This window comes from Tenacibaculum aiptasiae (assembly GCF_965221665.1).
Taxonomy (GTDB): Bacteria; Bacteroidota; Bacteroidia; order Flavobacteriales; family Flavobacteriaceae; genus Polaribacter; species Polaribacter aiptasiae.
Genome location: NZ_CBDCSN010000002.1, coordinates 2245117 through 2267915 on the forward strand (window position 1 = coordinate 2245117; position 22799 = coordinate 2267915).

A 22799-nucleotide genomic window follows, 5' to 3' on the forward strand; every position below is an offset into this window, starting at 1 on the left:
TTAGAGGTCTTTTTTTTAAATTTTAATATGGAAGATCACAAAGAGCCACAATTAAATATAGAATTAGATCAAGATACAGCTGAAGGAACCTATTGTAACTTGGCAATAATTAATCATTCAGTATCTGAATTTATAGTTGATTTTATAAATATGATGCCAGGAGTACCTAAAGCAAAAGTAAAATCAAGAATAATCTTAACACCGCAACATGCTAAAAGGTTATCTAAAGCATTAGCAGAAAATGTTCGAAAATTTGAACAAGCTCATGGTGAAATTAAAGATTATGAGAAAGTACCAATTCCAATGAATTTTGGAGGAACTACTGGAGAAGCATAAAACAAAAAATCGTCTTAATTAAGACGATTTTTTGTTTTTATATGATGTTGTTAATTGTTTAAAATCCTTGAGAAATTTGTTGAAGCCCAGAGATATTTAAAACAAAAATTTGTTTACCTTTTAAGTTAATCAATTTTTTCTTTTTAAAATCGGAAAGTAAACGGATAGCACTTTCTGTTGCAGTACCTATTATATTAGAAATATCTTCTCTAGTCAATAATATACCTATAGAGCCGTCTTCATTTTTTTCAAATTCACTATCTAAAAAAATAAGAGTATCGGCTAAACGTTGTTTTACGGTTTTTTGTGCCATATCAACAATAACGTTATCTGCATTTTTAAGAGAAGCAGCCATTTTTTTAAGCATATCCATAGAGAAGTTAGAATTATTCTGTAAATCCTTTATTATTTCTTCTTTAGGAATAAAGCAAACTTCCATATCATTAACAGCAACAGCTTTTAGATTTGAAGCTTCGTCATTAATTAAACTACGTTCACCTATAATATCACCTTTTCTGATTAAGTGAATGATTTGATCTCTACCATTATCACTCATTTTAGAAACCTTACAGAGACCGTCTTTAATACAAAAAATACCGTTTATATGCTCGCCTTCTTGAAAAAGAGGTTCACCTTTTTTGATTATTTTAGACGTTTTACACCCAGAAATCCTAATCAATTCACTTTTTGTTAAGGACTTTAATGAGTTGAATTGCCTAATAATACACTGTTCACATTTAGTGTGAGTTTCTGAGTTTTGTAGCATACTTCAAAGATAACGAAAACTGATAAATATCATGTTTATTACTTGCATAAAAAACGACCTTTGTATCAGGCAAATGAGTAAATATGGAAAGCAAGATATGTTTTCATTGTGGTAACGAGTGCGATACTGATAAAATTAGAGTAGAAGAAAAGTTTTTTTGCTGTAATGGATGTAAGACAGTATTTGAAATTTTTTCAGAAAATGATTTAACTTGTTATTACGATTTTCAGAACAATCCAGGAGCAATTCCTGAAGAGATTCAAGGGAAATATGATTTTCTTGAAAATGAATCTATTGTAAATAAATTATTAGAGTTTAACGATGGAAATACTCAAGTAGTTAATTTATATATTCCTCATATACATTGTAGTTCATGTATTTGGGTACTAGAAAATTTACATAAACTTCAAAAGAGTATAATAAACTCGCAGGTTAACTTTCCAAAGAAAACGGTAAGAATTACGTATAATTTAGACGAGATTTCATTACAAGAAGTTGTTTTATTATTGAGCTCTATAGGTTATGAACCATATATTTCTTTGGAAGATTACGAAGTAGGAAAGAAAAAGGTTGATAGAAGCTTAATTTATAAATTAGGAATAGCTGGATTTGCCTTTGGAAATGTAATGTTTCTTTCATTTCCAGAGTATTTTGAAGTATCAGAGTTTTGGTTAGAACAATACAAAGGAGTTTTCCGTTGGTTAATGTTTTTCTTTTCATTACCAGTAGTTTTTTATGCCGCACAAGATTATTTTATTTCAGCATATAAAGGATTACGTTCAAAAATCCTGAACATAGATGTTCCTATTGCTTTGGGAGTTTCTGTTTTATTTATTAGAAGTTCTGTTGAAATTATTTTTGATTTAGGAACTGGTTTTTTTGATTCTCTTACTGGTTTGGTGTTTTTCCTATTGTTAGGAAAGTTTTTTCAACAAAAAACATATAACTTTCTATCATTTGAACGCGATTATAAGTCCTATTTTCCAATTGCTGTTACTAGGCTTACTTCAGAAGGAAAAGAGGAAAATGCGCAAATATATGATGTGAAAAAAGGAGATAGATTATTAATAAGAAATCAAGAGTTAATCCCAGTTGATGGAATTTTAATAAATGGTGAAGCAGAGATAGATTATAGTTTTGTTACAGGAGAAGCAATTCCAGTTTCAAAAAAGTCAGGAGATAAATTATTTGCAGGAGGAAAACAGTTATCAGGTATTATTGAAATGGAGGTTTTAGCATCAGTTTCACAAAGTTATTTAACACAGTTGTGGAGCAATGATGTATTTCAAAAAGATAAAAACTCATCATTTAAAACACTAACAGATAAGATAAGTCAACATTTTACCATAACAATTTTAATTATAGCTATAATAGCAACTGGTTTCTGGTGGTTTTATGATGCATCTAAGGCATTAAATGTATTTACTGCAGTATTAATTATAGCTTGTCCTTGTGCTATAGCATTAGTAGCTCCATTTACCTTAGGAAATATGTTACGTATTTTAGGTAAGAAAAAGTTTTACATAAAAAATGCTACTGTATTGGAGCAATTAGCAGCAACCAACTCAGTAATTTTTGATAAAACAGGTACACTTACTACAAACAAGGAAAATAAAATTGAATATCAAGGAACAGATTTAGAGAAGCTAGAAAAAAGAATATTAAAAAGTACACTTAGAGCTTCAAATCATCCTTTAAGTAGAATGTTATATAATTCATTAATAGAAGAAACAATAACGATAGAAAATTTTAAAGAGCACACTGGAAAAGGGATAGAAGCTAATTATGAACAAACAAAAATAAAAGTAGGTTCATCATCTTTTGTGAATAATATAGAAGAGCAGATAAATTTAGATACTTCAGTACATGTTAGTATAAACGATGTGTATAAAGGAAAGTATGTTTTTAAGAATGCATATAGAAAAGGAGTAAATAATTTATTCTCAGAATTAAAATCGAATTATGAATTAGCGGTTGTTTCTGGAGATAATGAAGGAGAAAAAAAGTATTTGCAAACTATTTTACCAGAGAATACTACATTTTTATTCAATCAGAAGCCAGAAGATAAATTGTCTTATGTAGAAAAATTACAACAAAAAGATAAAAGTGTAATTATGATTGGTGATGGATTAAATGATGCAGGAGCATTGGCACAAAGTAATGTTGGTATAGCATTGTCAGAAAATATAAATGTATTTTCTCCTGCTTGTGATGCAATTTTAGATGCTTCAAAATTTAATCAAATAGCAAATTATATCAAGGTATCTAAAAAAGCAATTCAAATTATAAAATATAGTTTTTTATTGTCTTTATTATACAACGTTATCGGATTGTATTTTGCAACTACAGGGCAATTAAAACCAGTAATAGCTGCAATTTTAATGCCTTTAAGTTCTATTAGTATCGTAGTGTTTACAACAGTAGCAACAAATTTAATAGGAAAGAAAATTAAATAAGGCTTTTGAGAAGTTTCAAAATTCAAAAAAAGAAAAAAGAGTACAGTTATCTTTGTATGTTTTAAAGAAGATAACAAGAATAAAAATAAAATATTATGCAAATAAATAAATATATAGATCACACATTATTAAAAGCAGTAGCAACAAAAGAAGATATTGTAAAGCTATGTGAGGAAGCCAAAGAATATGATTTTTGTGCAGTTTGTGTAAATGGTTCATATGTAACTTTAGCAAAAGAAGAATTGAAAGATTCGGCTATAAAAATAGCAGCAGTAATAGGTTTCCCATTAGGAGCTATGGATACAGAATCTAAAATTTTTGAAGCAAAAAAATGTATTGAAAAAGGAGCTTCAGAAATAGATATGGTTATCAATGTAGGAAAATTAATAGATGGAGAAAATGAATATATAGAGAATGAAATTAGATTGATAAAAGAAGCAATAGGAGAAAATATTTTGAAAGTAATATTTGAAAATTGTTACCTAACAAAAGAACAAATAAAAATTGCCTCGCAATTAGCGGTAAATGCAGGAGCTGATTTTGTAAAAACATCAACAGGTTTTGGAACAGGAGGAGCAACCTTTGAAGATGTTAAAATAATGAAAGAAGTAGTTGGAGATAAGGCTCAAATAAAAGCTGCAGGTGGAGTAAGAGATGCAGCTACTGCAATAGAGTATATTGAAATGGGGGTAACTCGTTTAGGAACATCATCAGGAGTATCTTTAGTAACAACAGGAATTTCAGACAAAAACAAATATTAAGATGAGTGTACATATAGCGGCCGTAAAGGGAGAAGTAGCAGAAACGGTATTATTACCAGGAGATCCAATGAGAGCTAAATGGATTGCTGAAACTTTTTTAGAAAATCCTGTTTGTTATAATGATGTAAGAGGAATGCTAGGATATACTGGAGAGTATAAACGGAAGAGAGTTTCGGTACAAGGAACAGGAATGGGAATACCAAGTACATTAATTTATGCTCATGAATTGATTACCGAATATGGTGTAAAGAATTTAATCCGCGTAGGTTCAGCAGGTTCATATCAAAAAGAAGTAGGTATTAGAGATATTGTAATAGCAATGGCAGCATCAACCAATTCTGGATTAAATACAATCCGATTTAATGGTGCTGATTATGCCCCAACAGCTAGTTTTGAATTATTTCAAAAAGCATTAAATACAGCTAATGAAAAAGGAATTGCTATAAAAGCAGGAAATATTTTAAGTTCAGATGAATTTTATGCAGATGAATTTGAAAGTTATAAAAAGTGGGCAGACTACGGTGTTTTATGTGTAGAAATGGAAACAAATGGTTTGTATACAGTGGCAGCTAAACACAAAGTCAATGCATTATCAATATTAACCATATCTGATAGTTTGGTTACAGGAGAAAGAACCACAGCTGATGAAAGAGAGCAAACGTTTAAAGAAATGATAGAAATCGCATTAGGAACTTTATAATGAAAAACTCACTAATTCAAAAATATAATATACCAGGTCCAAGATATACAAGTTATCCAACTGTACCTTATTGGGATGAAAATACTTTTTCAAAAGAAAAATGGATCGAAACTTTTAAGAAATCGTTTATAGAAAGTAATTCAACAGAAGGAATTAGTTTATATATTCATTTACCATTCTGTGAAAGTTTGTGTACGTTTTGTGCGTGCCATAAACATATAACAAAACGTCACGAAGTTGAAGAACCATACATAGAAACCGTATTAAAAGAATGGAATTTATATGTTGATTTAGTTGATGAAGTACCATTAGTAAAAGAAATTCATTTAGGAGGAGGTACACCAACATTTTTTTCAAAAGAACAATTAAAAAAGTTAATTGATGGAATCTTTTTAAAAGCAAAAAAACATCCTAATCACGAGTTTAGTTTTGAAGGGCACCCGAACAACACGACCAAAGAGCAATTACAAACTTTATATGATGTAGGTTTTACTAGAGTAAGTTTTGGAGTACAGGATTATAATTTAAAAGTGCAAGAAGCAATTCATAGAGTTCAGCCATTTGAAAATGTAGAAAGAGCACATCGATTAGCAAAAGAAATAGGATATACATCAATTAGCCACGATTTAGTTTTTGGACTTCCATTTCAAACAAAAGAAAATGTAATTCACACTATTAATAAAACAAAAGAATTACAACCAGATAGAATTTCATTTTATAGTTATGCACATGTACCTTGGGTAAAAGGAGTGGGGCAAAGAGGTTTTAATGAACAAGATTTACCAAAGAATGAGGAAAAGCGAGAGTTATATGAAATAGGGAAGGAGTTATTTGCAGAGATGGGTTATATAGAAATAGGAATGGATCATTTTGCATTACCAACCGATAGTTTGTATAAAGCAACAGAAGAGAAAACATTGCATAGAAACTTTATGGGATATACCGCTAATAAAACTCAATTAATGATTGGTTTAGGAATGTCGGCAATTTCAGATTCATGGTATGGTTTTGCTCAAAATGTAAAAACAGTAAAAGAATATCAAAAAGTTGTAAATGAAGGTGAGATTCCAGTTTTTCGAGGACACATTTTATCTAAAGAAGATTTAGTAATAAGAAAGCATATTTTAAATATTATGTGTCATTTTTCTACTTCATGGGAAGAAGAAAATTTACAAATAGAAAATGTAGATGAACATTTAAAGAAACTGGAAGAAATGATTGAGGATAAGCTAGTTTTTATAGAGGATGAAAAGCTAACAGTTCCTGAAGAAGCAAGACCGTATGTGCGAAACATTTGTATGGCGTTTGATAAAAAATTACACGAAAAACAACCAGAAGCCAAGCTGTTTTCTATGACTATTTAACTTAAATAACCTAGTGTAAAAATAATCCCCAACATCATAAGAATAAATAGAAAAATGGTGAAAAATGATAAAATGGCTGTTTCCACTTTATCATTTTTATTTTTAAAGACAATATAAATATAAAGTATTAAAGCTATATAAATAACTGGGTCTATAATAATAGGTTCTCTAAAAATTAAATGACTTAATATCCCTATCAATGTTATTTGCCCTAAAATAAAAGAGTTGATAGCTAGATGCTCAGAGTAATTATATTTCTGAAAAAGAATTCTAGTTAGAAAACTCAAGGGAATTAAAGTAAAAACCCAAAAATATTTAAAATATACTCTAATAAATCGTCCTCCAAAATAAGCTATTTTTTCAAGGCCTTCCCTGTCAACATTTGTAATGGTACTTTTTTTAACAGGTACTTTCAGAAAAGTTTCAATAATTAAATATATAGTTATAGAAAAAATTAAAAAAGAGATTGGATTTAAAATATCTTTTCTTTTACCAAGAATATAATTTGTGATTATTTTTTTGGGGTTTGTAAAGAGCGATTTTACGTTAAATAAAAAGCCTTTATCCATATCTATGATGGAAGATATAGCATATTGAAACATAGAAGGGAAAGTAATCCTTTTTACATTTTTCTTTTCTCCACAATGAGGGCAATAATTTTCCTCATGCATATTATTACATGAAATACATTTCATTTATAATAAATATTTAATTCATAGCTTATTTTAATTAAGCACTTCCAAAAATAAATAAAATTGAAATAGTTGCAAGTTTTAAAAAAAAGAAGAGCTATTTATTTGAAAAAAAAGTAAATAAATCTCTAATAAAAGTTTGAAATATGACAAATATCATGTTTTAAGAAAAGCTTCAAATCTACCTTTGTACTATAATTATCAGGCAAGATATGAGCGTTATTTACTTACTACTTACACTAAGCATCTTAGTGGCAATTGTTTTTTTTATTGCATTTATCGTTTCGGTAAAAAAAGGGCAGTACGATGATTCGTATACGCCTTCTGTTCGTATGCTTTTCGATGATGAATTGGTAAAAGAAAACAAAAATTAACAACTAACAATAGATATTAAATTTAGATAAATTATGGAGATGCAACAATTTTATTACGATAATAAAATCGTAAAAAAGTTCATTTACGCCACGCTACTCTGGGGGATTGTAGGTTTCTCGGTAGGATTGTTGCTGGCTTTTATGTTTTTATTCCCAAATATTACTGATGGGATTTCATGGTTAAGTTTTGGTCGTTTACGTCCATTACATACCAATGCAGTAATTTTTGCCTTTGTAGGTAATGCAATATTTGCGGGAGTTTATTACTCATTACAACGATTGTTAAAAGCACGTATGGCAAGTAACTTCCTGAGTAATTTTAACTTCTGGGGATGGCAATTAATTATTGTTGCAGCAGCCATAACATTACCTTTAGGGTATACAACATCAAAAGAGTATGCAGAATTAGAATGGCCTATTGATATTGCCATTGCTTTAGTATGGGTAGCTTTTGGTGCTAACATGATTTGGACAATTTTACAAAGAAGACAACGTCACTTATATGTTGCTATATGGTTTTACTTAGGAACATTTGTAACTGTAGCTGTATTACACATTTTTAATAGTTTAGAGTTACCAGTTAGCTTCTTAAAATCATATTCAGTTTATGCAGGAGTTCAAGATGCTTTAGTACAGTGGTGGTACGGACATAATGCCGTAGCATTTTTCTTAACAACACCTTTCTTAGGATTAATGTATTATTTTGTGCCTAAAGCTGCAAATCGACCAGTATATTCATATAGGTTATCGATAGTACACTTTTGGTCTTTAATATTCATTTATATCTGGGCTGGACCTCACCACTTATTATATACTTCGTTACCAGATTGGGCTCAAAATTTAGGAGTTGCGTTTTCAGTAATGTTAATAGCACCATCTTGGGGAGGTATGATCAATGGATTATTAACATTACGTGGAGCATGGGATAAGGTACGTACAGATCCAGTTTTAAAGTTTATGGTAGTAGCTATTACAGGATATGGTATGGCAACTTTTGAAGGGCCAATGTTATCACTTAAAAACGTAAATGCAATTGCTCACTTCTCAGACTGGATTATTGCTCACGTTCACGTAGGAGCATTAGCATGGAATGGTTTCTTAACGTTTGGTATGTTATATTGGTTAATACCAAGAATGTTTAAAACAAAATTATATTCTACAGCATTAGCAAACTTCCATTTCTGGATTGGTACTTTAGGTATTATTATGTATGCTTTACCAATGTATGTTGCAGGATTTGTTCAAGCATCAATGTGGAAACAGTTTAATCCTGATGGAACTTTAACTTATGGTAACTTCTTAGAAACTGTAAATGAAATTATACCTATGTACTGGATGCGTGCTATTGGAGGTAGTATGTTTATTCTTGGTGCCATAGTAATGTTATACAATGTTGTAAAAACTGTAAAATCTGGAAGTAATGTAACAGATGAATTAGCAGAAGCACCAGCATTAACAAAAGTTTCTAAGTACAGAACTAAAGGAGAAACATGGCATACTTGGTTAGAGAGAAAGCCAATTAAATTAACAATTTATGCTACGATAGCAATTTTAATAGGAGGTATTGTACAAATAGTACCAACATTATTAGTAAAATCTAATATTCCAACAATTACTAGTGTAAAACCATATTCACCATTAGAATTAGAAGGACGAGACATCTATATCCGTGAAGGATGTGTGGGATGTCACTCACAAATGATTCGTCCATTCAGGTCAGAAGTTGAGCGTTATGGAGAGTATGCAAAAGCAGGAGAATTTGTATATGATCATCCATTCCTATGGGGGTCAAAACGTACAGGACCAGATTTATTAAGAGTAGGAGGTAAATATTCTGATAGCTGGCACTTAAATCATATGTACGATCCACAAAGTACTTCGCCAGGTTCTATCATGCCAGCTTATAAATGGCTAGTAAGAAATAAACTAGATAAGAGCAGTACTGAAGGAAAAATGAAAGCGATGGTTAGTTTAGGAGTTCCATATACTGAAGAAGATATTGCGAATGCACAAGCAAATATGGAAGCACAAGGAGCTAAGATTCAAGAGAACTTACACCAAGATCCAGATTTTGCAAAGAATTATGCAGCAGATAAAAAATATGCGGCAGATAATGGACAAACTTTCATAGAGATGAAAGATAGGGAAATTGTAGCCTTAATAGCTTATTTACAGCGTTTAGGTACAGATATAAAGGTAAAAGATGTAGAAGATCAATTAAGTGCTAAAAACTAGAAATTATGTTGAAGTTCGTAAAAAATCACATGGAGACTATTGCAGGTATTGAAATATATCCAATTATCTCGTTAACTATATTCTTTACATTTTTTGTAGTACTGTTTTGGTGGGTATATACAGCCAAGAAAGATTACATAAGTAAAGTGAGCAATTTACCGTTAAACGATTAAAATAAAAGAACATGAAAAAATATTTTCAATCAGCAGCATATATCACTTTTATAGGGTTCACACTTTTTGCATTGATGACAGCAATAAAGTCGTATGAAAATCCATTTAGCTTGTATGAAAATCCATTAGTATGGATAGCTATTGTAGCGTTGATTTTAGTAATTCTAATGAAAGAATTAGTAAACATAGTTGCACAACAAAAGGCTGAACAGCTTCAAATGGAAAAGGATGGAGTGAATCCAGAAGAAGTAGATCATTGGGCTTGGGCTAAGAAGTTAATTAATAAATGGACAGAAGCCAAAGCAGTAGAAGAGGAAGAAGAAATAATTCTGGATCATAATTATGATGGAATTAAAGAGCTGGATAATAACTTACCGCCATGGTGGTTATATATGTTCTATGCAACAATCATTTTCGGATGTGTGTATTTAGTAAGATACCATATGTTAGGAGCAGATAATCAAGAAATGGAATATGCACAATCTGTTGAGCAAGCTAAAAGAGAGTTAGCTGCTTTTAGATCAACTTCAAAAGAAGCAGTAATTGATGCAGAAACTGTAACCGTATTAACATCAGAAAGCGATTTAAATAGAGGTAAGGCTGTTTATAATTTAAACTGTGCTGCTTGTCACATTGCTGATGGTGGAGGTGGTATAGGACCTAACTTAACAGATGAATACTGGATTTTAGGTGGTGGAATTAAAAATGTTTTCAACACTATTACCAATGGAGGTAGAGATGGAAAAGGAATGGTTGCTTGGGGTAAAACATTAAAACCAAAAGACATTCAAAAGGTGGCTAGTTATATTTTGAAATTTCAAGGTACAACACCAGCAAAACCTAAAGCTCCTCAAGGAGAAAAATATGTAGAAGAAGGAACAACTGCTGAGGTAAAAGTAGAAGAACAAGCAAAAGACAGTATACAGTAAAATAATACTCTTAATAACAAATTTGGTTTTTAATTGGAGAAAATGGAGACACCCAAGAACGAACAATTTAGAGATAGTATTGGTACCATCAACGAAGAAGGTAAACGTTCTTGGGTATATCCTAAGAAACCGAGTGGTAGGTTTTATAAATACAGAACCTATGTGAGTTATTTTTTACTAGCATTTTTATTGCTTGCTCCATTTATAAAAATTAAAGGGAATCAATTTTTACTATTTAATGTACTAGAGCGTAGGTTTAATATTTTCGGATTTCCATTTTGGCCACAAGACTTTCATTTGTTGGTGGTTTCAATGATAATTGGAGTTGTATTTATAATACTTTTTACAGTAGTTTTTGGACGTATTTTTTGTGGATGGATTTGTCCACAGACCATTTTCTTAGAAATGGTTTTTAGAAAAATAGAATATTGGATTGAAGGAGATAGAGGAAAACAAATACGTTTAGAAAAACAAGCATGGAATGCTGAGAAAATTAAAAAGAGAGTTTTAAAATGGTTCATCTTTTTTATTATCTCATTTATAATAGCAAATGTTTTTTTAGCTTATCTGATAGGAGGAGATACCGTTATAGATTATGTAACAGGTAATCCATTTGATAATATTAGAACGCTTATTTCGCTATTAATTTTTACAGGAGTATTCTACTTCATCTTTGCTTGGTTCAGAGAACAAGTCTGTATAATCGCTTGTCCATATGGTAGGTTACAAGGAGTTTTATTAGATAACAAAACTATTAATGTAGCGTATGATCATGTTCGAGGAGAAGGAGAAAAAGGAAGAGGAAAATTTAAGAAAAAAGAAGATAGAGCAGCATCTGGAAAAGGAGATTGTATTGATTGTTTCCAATGTGTAAATGTATGTCCAACAGGAATTGATATCCGAAATGGAACACAGTTAGAATGTGTAAACTGTACAGCTTGTATAGATGAATGTGATCACATGATGGAAAAGGTGGGGTTACCAAAAGGACTTATTCGTTATGCAAGTGAAGAGAATATAGTGAAGAAAGCTCCTTTTAAGTTTTCAGCAAGAATGAAAGGATATTCTGCAGTATTGGGAATTTTAATAGCGGTTTTAATAGGAATGTTGTTTTTGAGGAACGATGTTGAAGCTACTATTTTAAGATTACCAGGACAGTTATATCAGCACAAAGAAAATGGAGTTATTAGTAATATTTACACATACAAAGTAATTAATAAAACTACAAAACAGATTGATGATGTTAGTTATAAGTTACTATCTCATAAAGGGAAAATAGAAACAGTAACACATCAAAATTTTGAAGTTCCAAAGCAAGGATTAGCAGAGGGAACACTATTTATAGAGTTGCATCAATCTGAAATGAAAAAAGAAAAGGTAACACTAAAAATAGGAGTGTTTAGTGGAGATAAATTAATAGAAACCACTAAAACAAATTTTTTAGGACCAAGAAGTTATAGATAATAATAACGTCATTGGGAACAATGACACTAAAAACAATAAAAATGAAACTAAACTGGGGCACGGGCATAGTAATCGCAATTATTGGATTTATAAGTTTTATCATGTATTTCGTAATAACCATGAGTACAGGAAAAAGTTATAATCACGATTTGGTATCTGATAAATATTATCAAAAAGAATTAGCATATCAAAACAGTATAAATGCGACAAAGAATGCGAAAGCATTAAAAGAGAATGTAAGAGTTGAAAAGAAAAAAGAAGGATTAAAAATCTATTTTCCAACAGAATTTAATCCTAAGGATATAACAGGAAAAGTGTTCCTATATAGACCATCTAATAAGCAACTGGATTTTGAAATGCCTATTTCACTTTCCAATACATATTTGCTCGTGCCTGAGAAACGTTTGTTAGGTGGTCGCTGGAACATAACTGTTTCCTGGAACTACAAAAATAAAGATTATTTATATCAGAAAGAACTAATTTACTAATGCTTATTTCTGCAATCATATTAGGTTTATTGGGAAGCTTTCACTGCATAGGCATGTGTGGTCCAATTGCTTTTATGTTACCCGTAGATAGAACTAATAAAGTAAAACAGTTTTTTCAAATTACAAGTTATCATTTTGGAAGACTATTTACCTATAGCCTAATAGGTTTGTTGTTTGGTTTTTTGGGAAAAGGATTTTATTTCTTCGGCTTTCAACAACAACTTTCTATTGTTGTTGGTGTTGTAATGATTTTGATAATTTTACTTCCCAAAACCTTCCAAAAATATAATTTTTCAAAACCAATAAGTAGATTGGTTATGAAAGTAAAATCGGCTTTAGGAAAAGAACTTAAAAAGAAAGGGAATGATACTTTTTTCACCATAGGTTTTTTAAATGGATTCCTTCCATGTGGATTGGTTTATATGGCTGTTTTTGGAGCTTTAACTACTACAAATTCACTTTCTGGAAGCTTATATATGTTTCTTTTCGGATTAGGAACTATACCTTTAATGACTACAATGGTATATATAGGGAATTTTGCCAACGTACTTGTTCGAAAAAGAATTCAACAAGCTATTCCTTACGTGGTTGTTTTTATTGGAGTATTATTTGTTTTAAGAGGTTTAGGACTTGGAATACCTTATGTTTCTCCATTGCCAGTCAATGAAATAGTGTCATCTGTAAAAGGTTGTCATTAAAAACTACACATGATAAAAATCATAATTTTCTTGGTAGATGTTTAGTAATTTAGATATGAAGTTAAACCTTAAATATCTTACTTATGAAAAAAATAATTGTACCAGTTGATTTTTCAAATCATTCAGAATATGCCCTAGAAACAGCTTCTTTTTTAGCAAAACAAACAAATGCAGAAATTATAGTTGTGCACATGTTAGAATTATCTAATGCTATCGTTAGTAAGTCGGAAAGTTATGCTCAAAATGAAACCTTCTTTTATTTAAAATTGGCAGAAAAAAAGTTTCACAATTTTTTACAAAAAGATTATTTAAAAGGCATAAAGGTAACACCAATAATAAAGCATTTTAAAATTTTTAGCGAGTTAGATCAATTAGCGAGAGAAGAAGATGTAGACTTAATTGTAATGGGATCTAGAGGAGCAAGTGGATTAAAAGAAATGTTCATTGGTTCTAATACAGAAAAAGTAATACGTTATGCACATGTACCAGTATTAGTAATTAAAGAAAAACCAATAGTAGAGAATATTGAAAAAGTAGTTTTTGCTTGTGATTTCTCTGACGATGATATAGCTCCATTACTAAGAGCAAAGTTGTTTTTTGAAGATTTAGATACTAAAATAGATTTAGTATATGTACAAACTCCTTCAACTAAGTTTAAAAGTACTTCAGAATTAAAAGAAAAAATTCAAAGATTTTTAGATAAACTAGGAGAAGTAAGCTTTAGTAAAGAACAAATTCATATTGTATCAGATTATACTGTAGAAGATGGTTTACGTTACTATGTGAACGCAAATGATGTAGAAATGTTAGTTATTGCTACAAAAGGAAGAAAAGGAATGGCTCGTTTCTTTGAAGGAAGCATAACTGAAGATGTAGCTAATCATAGTAGTTTTCCGTTACTAACCTTTAAAATATAAAAGAAGAAAAGTTAGCCTATTAAAGGCTAACTTTTTTATTTAAAGTATTTAAAATCTTTTCTGACCAGAAAATTCCATGGCTTCTCCTTTACCAAAACCGAAGCTAATTCCTAAGGTAACAAAACGTCCTCTTTGACTAAAGGCAGTTCTGTTAAAGTTATTTTGAACAGTTACTTCTTCGTAGTTTCTTGAAGCAAATACATCACGAACACTTAAACTAGCATTTAGTCGACCTTTTAGCATTTTTTTACGAATACCTAAATCCATAAAAAGATTATCAGATATGGTACTTTGAGCAGTTTTAAATTTAGAACGGTAATTTCCTGTAGCTTCTAAAGTAAATCCAGCAGGAAACTTAATTTTACCAGTTCCTCTTAAGCTCCATCTATTTCCTGTGAAATCAAAATTATTGTTCAATAATTGTCCTTTCCTTACAAAAGTATTGTAGTTAAAATCTGACGTAAAACTAAACCAAGAAATAGGAGAATATTTAGTGTTTATTTCTATACCTGTAGCACGATTAGTACCAATGTTTTGAGGTTGAGAAGTTGTTACGTTGTTATTAATTGTGGTGATGTCTTCAATTACATCAGTTGTTGCTCTATGATATATTCCTGCATTAATAGATGCTTTTGATAATTTATAAATAGTGGTTATTTCAAAAGAATCGGTAAATTCAGGAGTTAAATTAGGGTTTCCAACATTAAGATTAAAGTTATCTCTAAAAGAAACAAAAGGATTTAAATCCCATAAACTAGGTCTAAAAATACGTTTAGAATACCCAGCTTGTAATGATAAATCATCATTTATTTTGTAGGAACTATGAAAGCTAGGGAATAGGTTGCTATAGTTTTGTTTATTGTTCTGATTTGTGGTAATTAACTTTGTAGTAAGGTTCGTTGTTTCTAAACGTAAACCTCCTTTTAATCCCCAAGTATCATTTTCATAGGCAAAAGTAGCATAAGTACCTAAAACCCCTTGGTTATAATCAAATACGTTGCTAAATCCAGTGTTGGTAACCCAATTGTTATTGATAAAATCACGAACGGTATAAGTATTGGTTACTTTGTCTAATAAATATTGAGCTCCGATTTCTAAGATATAGTTATCGCGAATAGGACGTGTATAATCTAATTTGAAAGTATATTCATTTTGAGCAAAGTTAGTTTTTGCTTCCTGAATAGCATTAGTCATACTACCTATAAGCACATTATTATTAAAGTTTGAGGTTTTATCTTTAGAGAAAGAAGTACCTAAAGCACTAAATAATAAATTATGTTTTTTATGATCTGTGAAATCCTTTTTATATTGTAATTCATATTCCCATTTAGGATTCGTAGCTCTGGTGTCTTCTAATCGATTCCAAGAATCGGTAGTAGTTAAAGAAGCATCTTGTAAATTGTAAAGTTGACTTGCACTTTCTTTTTCATTTTCGAAAGCATAATGACCAGATAAGGTAAGAATATTATGTTCGTTGATATGATAATCAGTACCTAAAATTAGGTTAAAGAAGTTTTCGTTTTTATCACTGTCGCTAGTGGTACTTAATCGAGTATTACTTGTAGTGTTAGTACTAGAACTATTTCCTTTTCTAGGAAAAGTACGTCTACCATAAGCTATTTGGCTAAATAAGTTGAATTTTTCAGTACGTCTATTTAAACTTAAACCTAAACTGTGATTATTAGGAATACCAGTATTTAAAGATATCGAACCATTTAATCCTTTTTTTTCTGATTTTTTTAAAATAATATTTAAAATTCCACTAGTTCCAGATGCGTCATATTTTGCAGAAGGGTTGGTAATTACCTCAATACTTTCAATCATATCAGCAGTAATACTTCCTAAAGCATTTCCTTCTTCACTAGCTAAAACAGATGGCTTTCCATTTATAAGTATTTGTACACCTTGACTACCTCGTAAACTAATTTGTCCTTCGATGTTAACTGTTACAGAAGGAACGTTATTTAATACTTCTAAAGCACTAGCTCCTGTACTACTTAAATCTTTACCAACATTAAAAACACGTTTATCTAATTTAAAAACAGTCTGAGATTTTTCAGCACGAACAATAACTTCGTCTAGTTTATCAGAGTCTTCTTCCAAAGTAATAGTTGGTAATTTAATAATTGAAGCATTACGATTAAATTGAGTTATTTTTTTTGTTTTGAACCCAATAAAACGAGCTTCTATATAAAAATTAGAAGCGGTAGTTTTTAAACTAAAAGCTCCAGTTTCATCGGTAGTAGTACCAGAAATAGGAGTGTTCTTTGTAGAGTCTATTACAATTACAGTAACAAACTCAAGAGGTAATTGGTTATTACTTTCTATAACTTTTCCATTAATTGTTTTGGTATCTGTTTGCCCATATGTTTTAGAAAAAGCTAAAAACAATAAGCATAGGAGTATTCCAAATTGTTTCATGATTTGTATTTTAAACTTTAGAACAACAAATTTTCAAAGAAACAGGTAGGGTGAAAAATAAAATCGGTAAACAACCAATACTAACCTCTAAACAACTTAGGTATTGATATTTTTTATATTTTGTTGTTTGTCGGTAATATTTAACCGTTTATAGGAAACTTGTATGTAACTATATAAGATTCATTTATTTTTGAGTTATGAAACATCTATTTAGTAAGATTGAACGTAAAGAATGGCTTTTTCAAATATCATTATTGATAGTTATTTTTTTCCTGTTTTCATTTGATAAGCATAGTCCAGATATTAGTTTAGATAGATTAGTGTTTTTTACACATTATGCACTAGTATCGTTTATTATAAGTTATATTTTTATTCCTACATTATTTTATAAGAAAAGATATAAGGAGTTTGGAATAGCTATTGTATTAACATTAGCCTATTTATACATATCAGAAGAATTTGTATTAGAAAAAATATTTTATGCAGGAGAACGAGGTAAATATATTTCAAATGTATTCTTTACACTTCTCGATATTTTACCAATTATAGTAATATTAGTAAGTTTTAAATTAGGATGGGATGCACATAAAAAACAAGGCTTGGTAGATAAATTAGAATCTACAGTAAAAGAGAGTGAATTACGTTTTTTAAAGTCTCAAATAAATCCACATTTTCTATTTAATAATTTAAATAATTTATATGCTTACGCTATAGAGCAATCACCAAAAACGCCATCAATTATTTTAGAGCTTTCATCAGTATTGCGTTATATGTTATATGATTGTAAGGAAGATTTTGTGTTACTTCAATCGGAAATAGAACATTTAAAACATTTTACAGCTTTAAATGAATTACAGATAGAAAATAGAGGAGAAGTTCGTTTTAATACATCAAAGATTCCTGCTAATTATGTAATAGCACCCTTAATTTTATTAATGTTTATAGAAAATGCATTTAAGCATAGTACAGCTAGTCAAAGCACAGATATTCGCATTAATGTAGATATACAGGTAAATTCAGAAGGAGTATTAGATTTTGTTTGTGAGAATAGTTTTTTGTCTAGTTCGAATAATCAAAACTTATCCCAAGGAATTGGTTTAGCAAATGTAAAGAAGCGATTAGAAATTTTGTATCCTGATAAGTATTCACTAAAAATTGATGACAGTAATCAAACCTATAAAGTGAACTTACAATTACAACTTTCAAAAAAAGAATAGTCTATGAGAACATGTATTATAGTGGAAGATCAACCACCTGCTCAACGTATTTTACAAAAGTATATTAACGATGTAGGTTCATTAAAATTATTAGAAATTTTTTCTGATGGTATAGAGGCATTATCTTTTTTACAAAATGAAGAAGTAGATTTAATTTTTTTAGATATTCACTTGCCAAAAATATCGGGTATCGATTTTTTAAAAACACTAAAAAATAATTCGCAAGTAATTTTAACAACAGCCTTTTCTGATTATGCTTTAGAAAGTTATGAATATAATGTTGTAGATTACTTATTAAAGCCTTTTTCATTTCAACGTTTTGTTCAGGCTATTCATAAAAGTACCTCAATGTTATCAACAAAATCAGAAGGGAAAGAAAGTAAAATAGTAGAAGTAGCTGATACTTTTTTATTGAAATCTGGCTACGATTTTGTAAAAGTTAGTAGCAATGATATCATATTTATAAAATCAGATGCAGATTACACGGAGATTGTTACTACTGAAAAAACATATTTAAGTTCAGAGTCAATGAAAAATTGGTTAACCAAATTACCTACATCTTTCGTGCAAATACATAAATCGTATATAGTTAATACTAGTTATTTAGAAAAAGTTTCTGGGAATCAGGTATATATTTCAAATGAAGAAGTTTTACCTTTAGGAAGAGCTTATAAAGAAGACTTTTTACAGAAATTTGTAAAATACAAATAGCCAATTTTTATGAGATAGTTATTTTGTATCTTCCGCATATTAAACTATCAATCATGAAAATAAAAACATATTCAGTCTTAGCATTATTTGTTGGGATAATGTTAGTGTCCTGCAAAAAAGAAAAAAAAGTTGAGGCTCTTAGTAAAGAGGATATTGCTGCTGAATCTAAAAAAGTAAATGCTTTTTTTGATAAACAATTTAAAGGAAATTTAGACAGGCATCCAATGTACCAAACCTATTTAGGTATAAAAAAAGATGCAGATAAGTGGAACGATATTTCTGACGATTTTGCGAAAAAGGAATTAGAACATGCAAAGGAAGCTTTACAATGGATGAACGATTCTGTTAATGTAAAAGCTTTAGATAAAGGAGCTAAATTAAGTTATGATTTATTTAAACAACAATTAGAAAATCAAATAGCTGATTTTAAATACCGTTTTCATACGTATCCTGTAAACCAAATGCATGGTATGCAAGCAGAAATACCTGCATTTTTAATCAATATGCATCAAGTATCTGATGTTAAAGATGCAGAGAATTATATAGCTCGATTACATAATTTAAAACCTTTATTTGCTGAATTAGTAAAAGGCTTAAAAGAAAGAGAAACAAAAGGAATAATGCCTCCTAAGTTTGTGTTTGCAAAAGTGCTGGATGATTCTAGAAATCTAATAAAAGGAACTCCTTTTGATAATTCAGGTAAACCAAGTACGTTATTTAATGATTTTACTAATAAAGTTAATGCATTAGATATAGATACTGAACAAAAAAAGGAGCTTATTGAGAAAGGAACAGCTGCTTTAAAGGAAAGTGTTTTACCAGCTTACGAAAGCTTAATAGCTACATTAGAAGCACAAGAAAAAGTTGCGAGTACAGATGATGGCGCATGGAAGTTACCAGAAGGATCAGCATTTTTCAATAATGCATTAAAAAGAACTACTACTACTAATTTAACTGCTGAAGAAATTCATGAAATAGGATTAAAAGAAGTAGCTCGAATCCATGAAGAAATGCGTGCTATTATGAAAAAAGTAGGTTTTAAAGGTACTTTAAAGGAGTTTTTTGAATTCATGAAAAAGGATCAACAATTTTATTACGAAGATTCTCAAAAGGGTAGAAAAGAGTACATGGATGAAGCAACTTTTATTATTGATAGTATGAAAACTCGCTTAGATGAATTGTTTATTACAAAGCCAAAAGCGGCTTTAATAGTAAAAGCAGTAGAGCCTTTTAGAGAAAAGTCGGCAGGAAAAGCATTTTATCAACAACCAGCAATAGATGGTTCTAGACCTGGAACATATTATGCAAATATGTATGATATGGAAAGTATGCCATCATATCAAATGGAGGCTTTAGCTTATCATGAAGGAATACCAGGACATCATATGCAAATAGCCATAGCTCAAGAGTTAAAAGAAGTACCAATGTTTAGAAAATTTGGACGCTATACAGCTTATGTTGAAGGATGGGGATTGTATTCTGAGTTTATACCAAAAGAAATGGGCTTCTATGCTAACCCTTATTCAGATTTTGGACGTTTAGCAATGGAATTATGGAGAGCATGTCGTTTAGTAGTAGATACAGGAATTCATGCTAAAAAGTGGACTCGTGAAGAAGGAATAAAATATTATACAGATAACACACCTAATGCAGAGTTAGATGCTATTAAAATGGTAGAGCGTCATATTGTAATGCCAAGTCAAGCCACGGCCTATAAAATAGGAATGCTTAAAATATTAGAGTTACGTAAAAAAGCAAAAGATGCTTTAGGTGATAAGTTTGATATTAGAAAGTTTCATGATGTAGTTTTAACCAATGGACCATTACCATTAAATGTATTAGAAACTATGGTAGATGAATATATAGCTTCTGGAAAGTAATACAAGGTTATTTAGATAAACAAAAAACTCGATACAAATTGTATCGAGTTTTTTATATCTATGTTTTGTTGAAATTAATTAGCCTCTTTAGCTTTTACATCATCAACAAATTTCTGTAAACGTTTTCCGTAGTCAGAGTTTTTAACTTTATCACTTAAGCTTTTATTAATGGTGTCTAATAATTGAATATTAGCATCGTATAATTCTGATAAAGCTATGTATGGAGCAGCTTCACTATCAGCATTCGTAATAGCAAAGTTTGTTGAAAATAAAAAACGACGACGAATCATTTTGTTATAATCAGCTTCTACTTGTTTGATTAAATCTTCATCTTCAGCTTTACGAGCTTCAAAGCTTTTTTGTATAAACTCTAAACGCTTTTCCTTGAATCTTTTATCAATTTCACGGAATTTATCCATTACTTCTTGGTTTTTAGAACCTTTAATTTCTGGTTTGAAACCAAACTCTTCAATATTATCGTTAATAGTAATATTACCTTTTTCTCCAAAAAACATGATATGCTTATCTTCAGCATTTCCGTTAAAAGTTAAGTAGTACATTACTGGTGAATCAACATTATCAGTTAATGTAAATTTATCGTCACCTAACAAAGCCATAGAGTCAACAGCAACTAGTACTGTATCTTTCATTTTTTGAAGATATAATGTACCTTTTTTTAACCCTTTAATTTGACCTTTTACAACCATGTTACCTTCTTTTTTAGGAGAAGAACAAGCAAAAGCCATTATTGAGAACGCACAAATAGCGATAAGTTTTTTCATTGGTTTATTTTGTTTTATTTGTTAGGTTAAATGTAATTAGCAAAAAAATGTATATAATACTATTACTTTTTGCCTATTCCATTAGGTTTAAATTTTAGATTGCAAATATGCAGAATTCTCTTATAATGTAGCTGATAATTCCATTAAAATTGTACATAATATAGCACCAACTGTACCTATAGCATATCCGAATACGGCTAATAATACACCAACTGTTGCTAGAGAAGGGTGGAAAGCAGATGCAACAATAGGAGCAGAAGCAGCCCCACCAACATTTGCTTGACTACCTACTGCTAAAAAGAAATAAGGAGCTTTAATTAGTTTAGCAACCAATATTAAAAGTCCAGCATGAATACTCATCCAAACCAAGCCAATTGCAATTAAACCTAAATTGTCAAAAATCATGGTTAAATCCATTTTCATACCAATAGTAGCAACCAAAATATAAATGAAAATACTTCCTAGTTTACTAGCTCCAGCACCTTCATAGTTTTTAGCTTTAGTAAATGATAAGATAATTGCTACAATAGTAGAAATACTAATTAACCAAAAGAATCCAGAACCTAAGAAAGAGAATACATTTCTCCAAGTTTGAGATTCAATAGAAGCTACTAAGTCACTAAAAAGTGTACTTAAAAATTTAGAAGCAAAATGACCAAAACCTACTGTACCAAAAGCAATAGCAAGCATAATCATAAAATCAGTAAGAGTAGGGTTTCTTTTAACTCCCTGAGTAAATGTAGAAACCTTTTCTTTTAGCTCCTCAATAGCTGAGGTATCAGCTTTTAACCATTTGTCTATTTTATCTTTTTTACCAATTCCAATTAATAAAATAGCCATCCAAATATTAGCAACTACAATATCAACAAAAACCATTCCCCCATATTTAGCAGGGTTGTATTTATAAATTTCTAACATGGCTGTTTGGTTGGCTCCACCACCAATCCAACTACCAGCTAGAGTAGATAAACCTCTCCATACAGCATCAAAACCAGCACCACCAACTGTTTCTGGAGAAAATATTGAGATTAATAAAATAGCTAAAGGTCCTCCAATAACAATACCTATAGTTCCTGTAAAAAACATAATTAAAGCTTTAGAACCTAGGTTGAAAATAGCTTTTAAATCAATACTTAAAGTCATTAATACTAAAGCAGCTGGAAGTAAAAAACGACTGGCAACATAGTATAATTGAGATTTTCCTTTAATAACTTCTCCAGCAGCATTTGAACTTTCCCATTCTGGAGAAATAACACCTAAAGTAGTAAAAATAGCAGGTATAAAGTATGCCATGAAAAGGCCAGGAACAATTTTGTAAAACTTAGGCCAAAACCCAGATGTTTTAGATTCAGTATAAAATACAAAACCTAATGAAATCATTAAGATACCAAATACAATTGCATCATTAGTAAAAAGAGGAGTGTTCATTTTAAAT

Annotated in this window: 21 protein-coding genes; 16 read left to right on the forward strand and 5 right to left on the reverse strand. The window is 30.2% G+C overall.

Features of this window, described 5'->3' with window-relative positions; genetic code table 11:
• The first annotated feature begins 27 nt into the window (after positions 1-27).
• Positions 28-336 carry a DUF3467 domain-containing protein gene (locus ACOQN8_RS10730; RefSeq protein ID WP_420552663.1) on the forward strand — a complete coding sequence of 103 codons (309 nt, stop codon included), beginning with the start codon at positions 28-30 and terminating at the stop codon, positions 334-336.
• Positions 337-394: 58 nt separating this feature from the next.
• On the opposite strand, the gene ACOQN8_RS10735 is transcribed toward ACOQN8_RS10730, so the two are convergent.
• Complete coding sequence (locus ACOQN8_RS10735; RefSeq protein WP_333909541.1) at positions 395-1015, reverse strand: Crp/Fnr family transcriptional regulator; 621 nt, start codon at positions 1013-1015, stop codon at positions 395-397.
• A gap of 170 nt (positions 1016-1185) precedes the next feature.
• Between ACOQN8_RS10735 and ACOQN8_RS10740 the strand changes: the two genes are divergently transcribed.
• From ACOQN8_RS10740 to hemN, 4 genes are all read left to right on the forward strand, one after another.
• On the forward strand, positions 1186-3558 hold the full coding sequence (locus tag ACOQN8_RS10740) for a heavy metal translocating P-type ATPase (RefSeq protein WP_420552664.1): 2373 nt from the start codon (positions 1186-1188) through the stop codon (positions 3556-3558).
• A gap of 95 nt (positions 3559-3653) precedes the next feature.
• Positions 3654-4319 carry a deoxyribose-phosphate aldolase gene (gene deoC, locus ACOQN8_RS10745; protein WP_420552665.1) on the forward strand — a complete coding sequence of 222 codons (666 nt, stop codon included), beginning with the start codon at positions 3654-3656 and terminating at the stop codon, positions 4317-4319.
• Between the two features lies 1 nt (position 4320).
• A complete protein-coding gene (gene deoD / locus ACOQN8_RS10750) occupies positions 4321-5019 on the forward strand; it encodes a purine-nucleoside phosphorylase (protein WP_420552666.1) in 699 nt (232 codons plus the stop codon).
• Positions 5019-6383, forward strand: coding sequence for an oxygen-independent coproporphyrinogen III oxidase (hemN, locus tag ACOQN8_RS10755; protein WP_420552667.1), 1365 nt, complete (start codon positions 5019-5021; stop codon positions 6381-6383). The genes deoD and hemN overlap by 1 nt, the downstream gene beginning before the upstream one ends.
• Here hemN and ACOQN8_RS10760 read toward each other — a convergent pair.
• Positions 6380-7078 carry a DUF3667 domain-containing protein gene (locus tag ACOQN8_RS10760; RefSeq protein WP_420552668.1) on the reverse strand — a complete coding sequence of 233 codons (699 nt, stop codon included), beginning with the start codon at positions 7076-7078 and terminating at the stop codon, positions 6380-6382. The genes hemN and ACOQN8_RS10760 overlap by 4 nt on opposite strands.
• A 209-nt stretch (positions 7079-7287) precedes the next feature.
• Between ACOQN8_RS10760 and ccoS the strand changes: the two genes are divergently transcribed.
• The 8 genes from ccoS (at position 7288) to ACOQN8_RS10800 (ending at position 14353) form a co-directional block, all read left to right on the forward strand.
• Complete coding sequence (ccoS, locus tag ACOQN8_RS10765) at positions 7288-7449, forward strand: cbb3-type cytochrome oxidase assembly protein CcoS (RefSeq protein ID WP_150900605.1); 162 nt, start codon at positions 7288-7290, stop codon at positions 7447-7449.
• 33 nt (positions 7450-7482) lie between these two features.
• Positions 7483-9684: a cytochrome-c oxidase, cbb3-type subunit I gene (ccoN, locus tag ACOQN8_RS10770; RefSeq protein WP_420552669.1), complete on the forward strand. Its 2202-nt coding sequence runs from the start codon at positions 7483-7485 to the stop codon at positions 9682-9684.
• Positions 9685-9689: 5 nt separating this feature from the next.
• Positions 9690-9857, forward strand: a complete 168-nt coding sequence (locus tag ACOQN8_RS10775) for a CcoQ/FixQ family Cbb3-type cytochrome c oxidase assembly chaperone (RefSeq protein ID WP_150900607.1) — start codon at positions 9690-9692, stop codon at positions 9855-9857.
• An 11-nt stretch (positions 9858-9868) separates the two neighbouring features.
• Positions 9869-10786, forward strand: a complete 918-nt coding sequence (locus ACOQN8_RS10780; protein WP_420552670.1) for a cbb3-type cytochrome c oxidase N-terminal domain-containing protein — start codon at positions 9869-9871, stop codon at positions 10784-10786.
• A 42-nt stretch (positions 10787-10828) separates the two neighbouring features.
• A complete protein-coding gene (gene ccoG, locus ACOQN8_RS10785; protein WP_299123673.1) occupies positions 10829-12250 on the forward strand; it encodes a cytochrome c oxidase accessory protein CcoG in 1422 nt (473 codons plus the stop codon).
• A 41-nt stretch (positions 12251-12291) separates the two neighbouring features.
• Positions 12292-12738, forward strand: coding sequence for a FixH family protein (locus ACOQN8_RS10790; RefSeq protein ID WP_420552671.1), 447 nt, complete (start codon positions 12292-12294; stop codon positions 12736-12738).
• Positions 12738-13436: a sulfite exporter TauE/SafE family protein gene (locus ACOQN8_RS10795; protein ID WP_150900611.1), complete on the forward strand. Its 699-nt coding sequence runs from the start codon at positions 12738-12740 to the stop codon at positions 13434-13436. The genes ACOQN8_RS10790 and ACOQN8_RS10795 overlap by 1 nt, the downstream gene beginning before the upstream one ends.
• An 83-nt stretch (positions 13437-13519) precedes the next feature.
• Entirely contained in the window at positions 13520-14353 is an 834-nt protein-coding gene (locus ACOQN8_RS10800) for a universal stress protein (RefSeq protein WP_420552672.1), read from the forward strand.
• Positions 14354-14401: 48 nt separating this feature from the next.
• Here the strand turns inward: ACOQN8_RS10800 and ACOQN8_RS10805 are convergent, their stop codons facing one another.
• Entirely contained in the window at positions 14402-16774 is a 2373-nt protein-coding gene (locus ACOQN8_RS10805; RefSeq protein ID WP_420552673.1) for a TonB-dependent receptor, read from the reverse strand.
• A 197-nt stretch (positions 16775-16971) separates the two neighbouring features.
• On the opposite strand from ACOQN8_RS10805, the gene ACOQN8_RS10810 reads away from it, so the two are divergent.
• From ACOQN8_RS10810 to ACOQN8_RS10820, 3 genes are read left to right on the forward strand one after another with little or no spacing between them, the layout of a single operon-like run.
• Positions 16972-17991: a sensor histidine kinase gene (locus tag ACOQN8_RS10810; protein WP_299123684.1), complete on the forward strand. Its 1020-nt coding sequence runs from the start codon at positions 16972-16974 to the stop codon at positions 17989-17991.
• 3 nt (positions 17992-17994) lie between these two features.
• A complete protein-coding gene (locus ACOQN8_RS10815) occupies positions 17995-18702 on the forward strand; it encodes a LytR/AlgR family response regulator transcription factor (RefSeq protein ID WP_420552674.1) in 708 nt (235 codons plus the stop codon).
• A 53-nt stretch (positions 18703-18755) separates the two neighbouring features.
• Positions 18756-20582, forward strand: coding sequence for a DUF885 domain-containing protein (locus ACOQN8_RS10820; RefSeq protein WP_420552675.1), 1827 nt, complete (start codon positions 18756-18758; stop codon positions 20580-20582).
• Between the two features lie 74 nt (positions 20583-20656).
• Here ACOQN8_RS10820 and ACOQN8_RS10825 read toward each other — a convergent pair whose 3' ends face one another.
• Positions 20657-21364 (reverse strand): DUF4369 domain-containing protein, encoded by a 708-nt coding sequence (locus tag ACOQN8_RS10825; protein ID WP_420552676.1) that lies wholly within the window; start codon positions 21362-21364, stop codon positions 20657-20659.
• A 120-nt stretch (positions 21365-21484) separates the two neighbouring features.
• Positions 21485-22792 carry a DUF819 family protein gene (locus ACOQN8_RS10830; RefSeq protein ID WP_235275816.1) on the reverse strand — a complete coding sequence of 436 codons (1308 nt, stop codon included), beginning with the start codon at positions 22790-22792 and terminating at the stop codon, positions 21485-21487.
• Between the last annotated feature and the right edge of the window lie 7 nt (positions 22793-22799).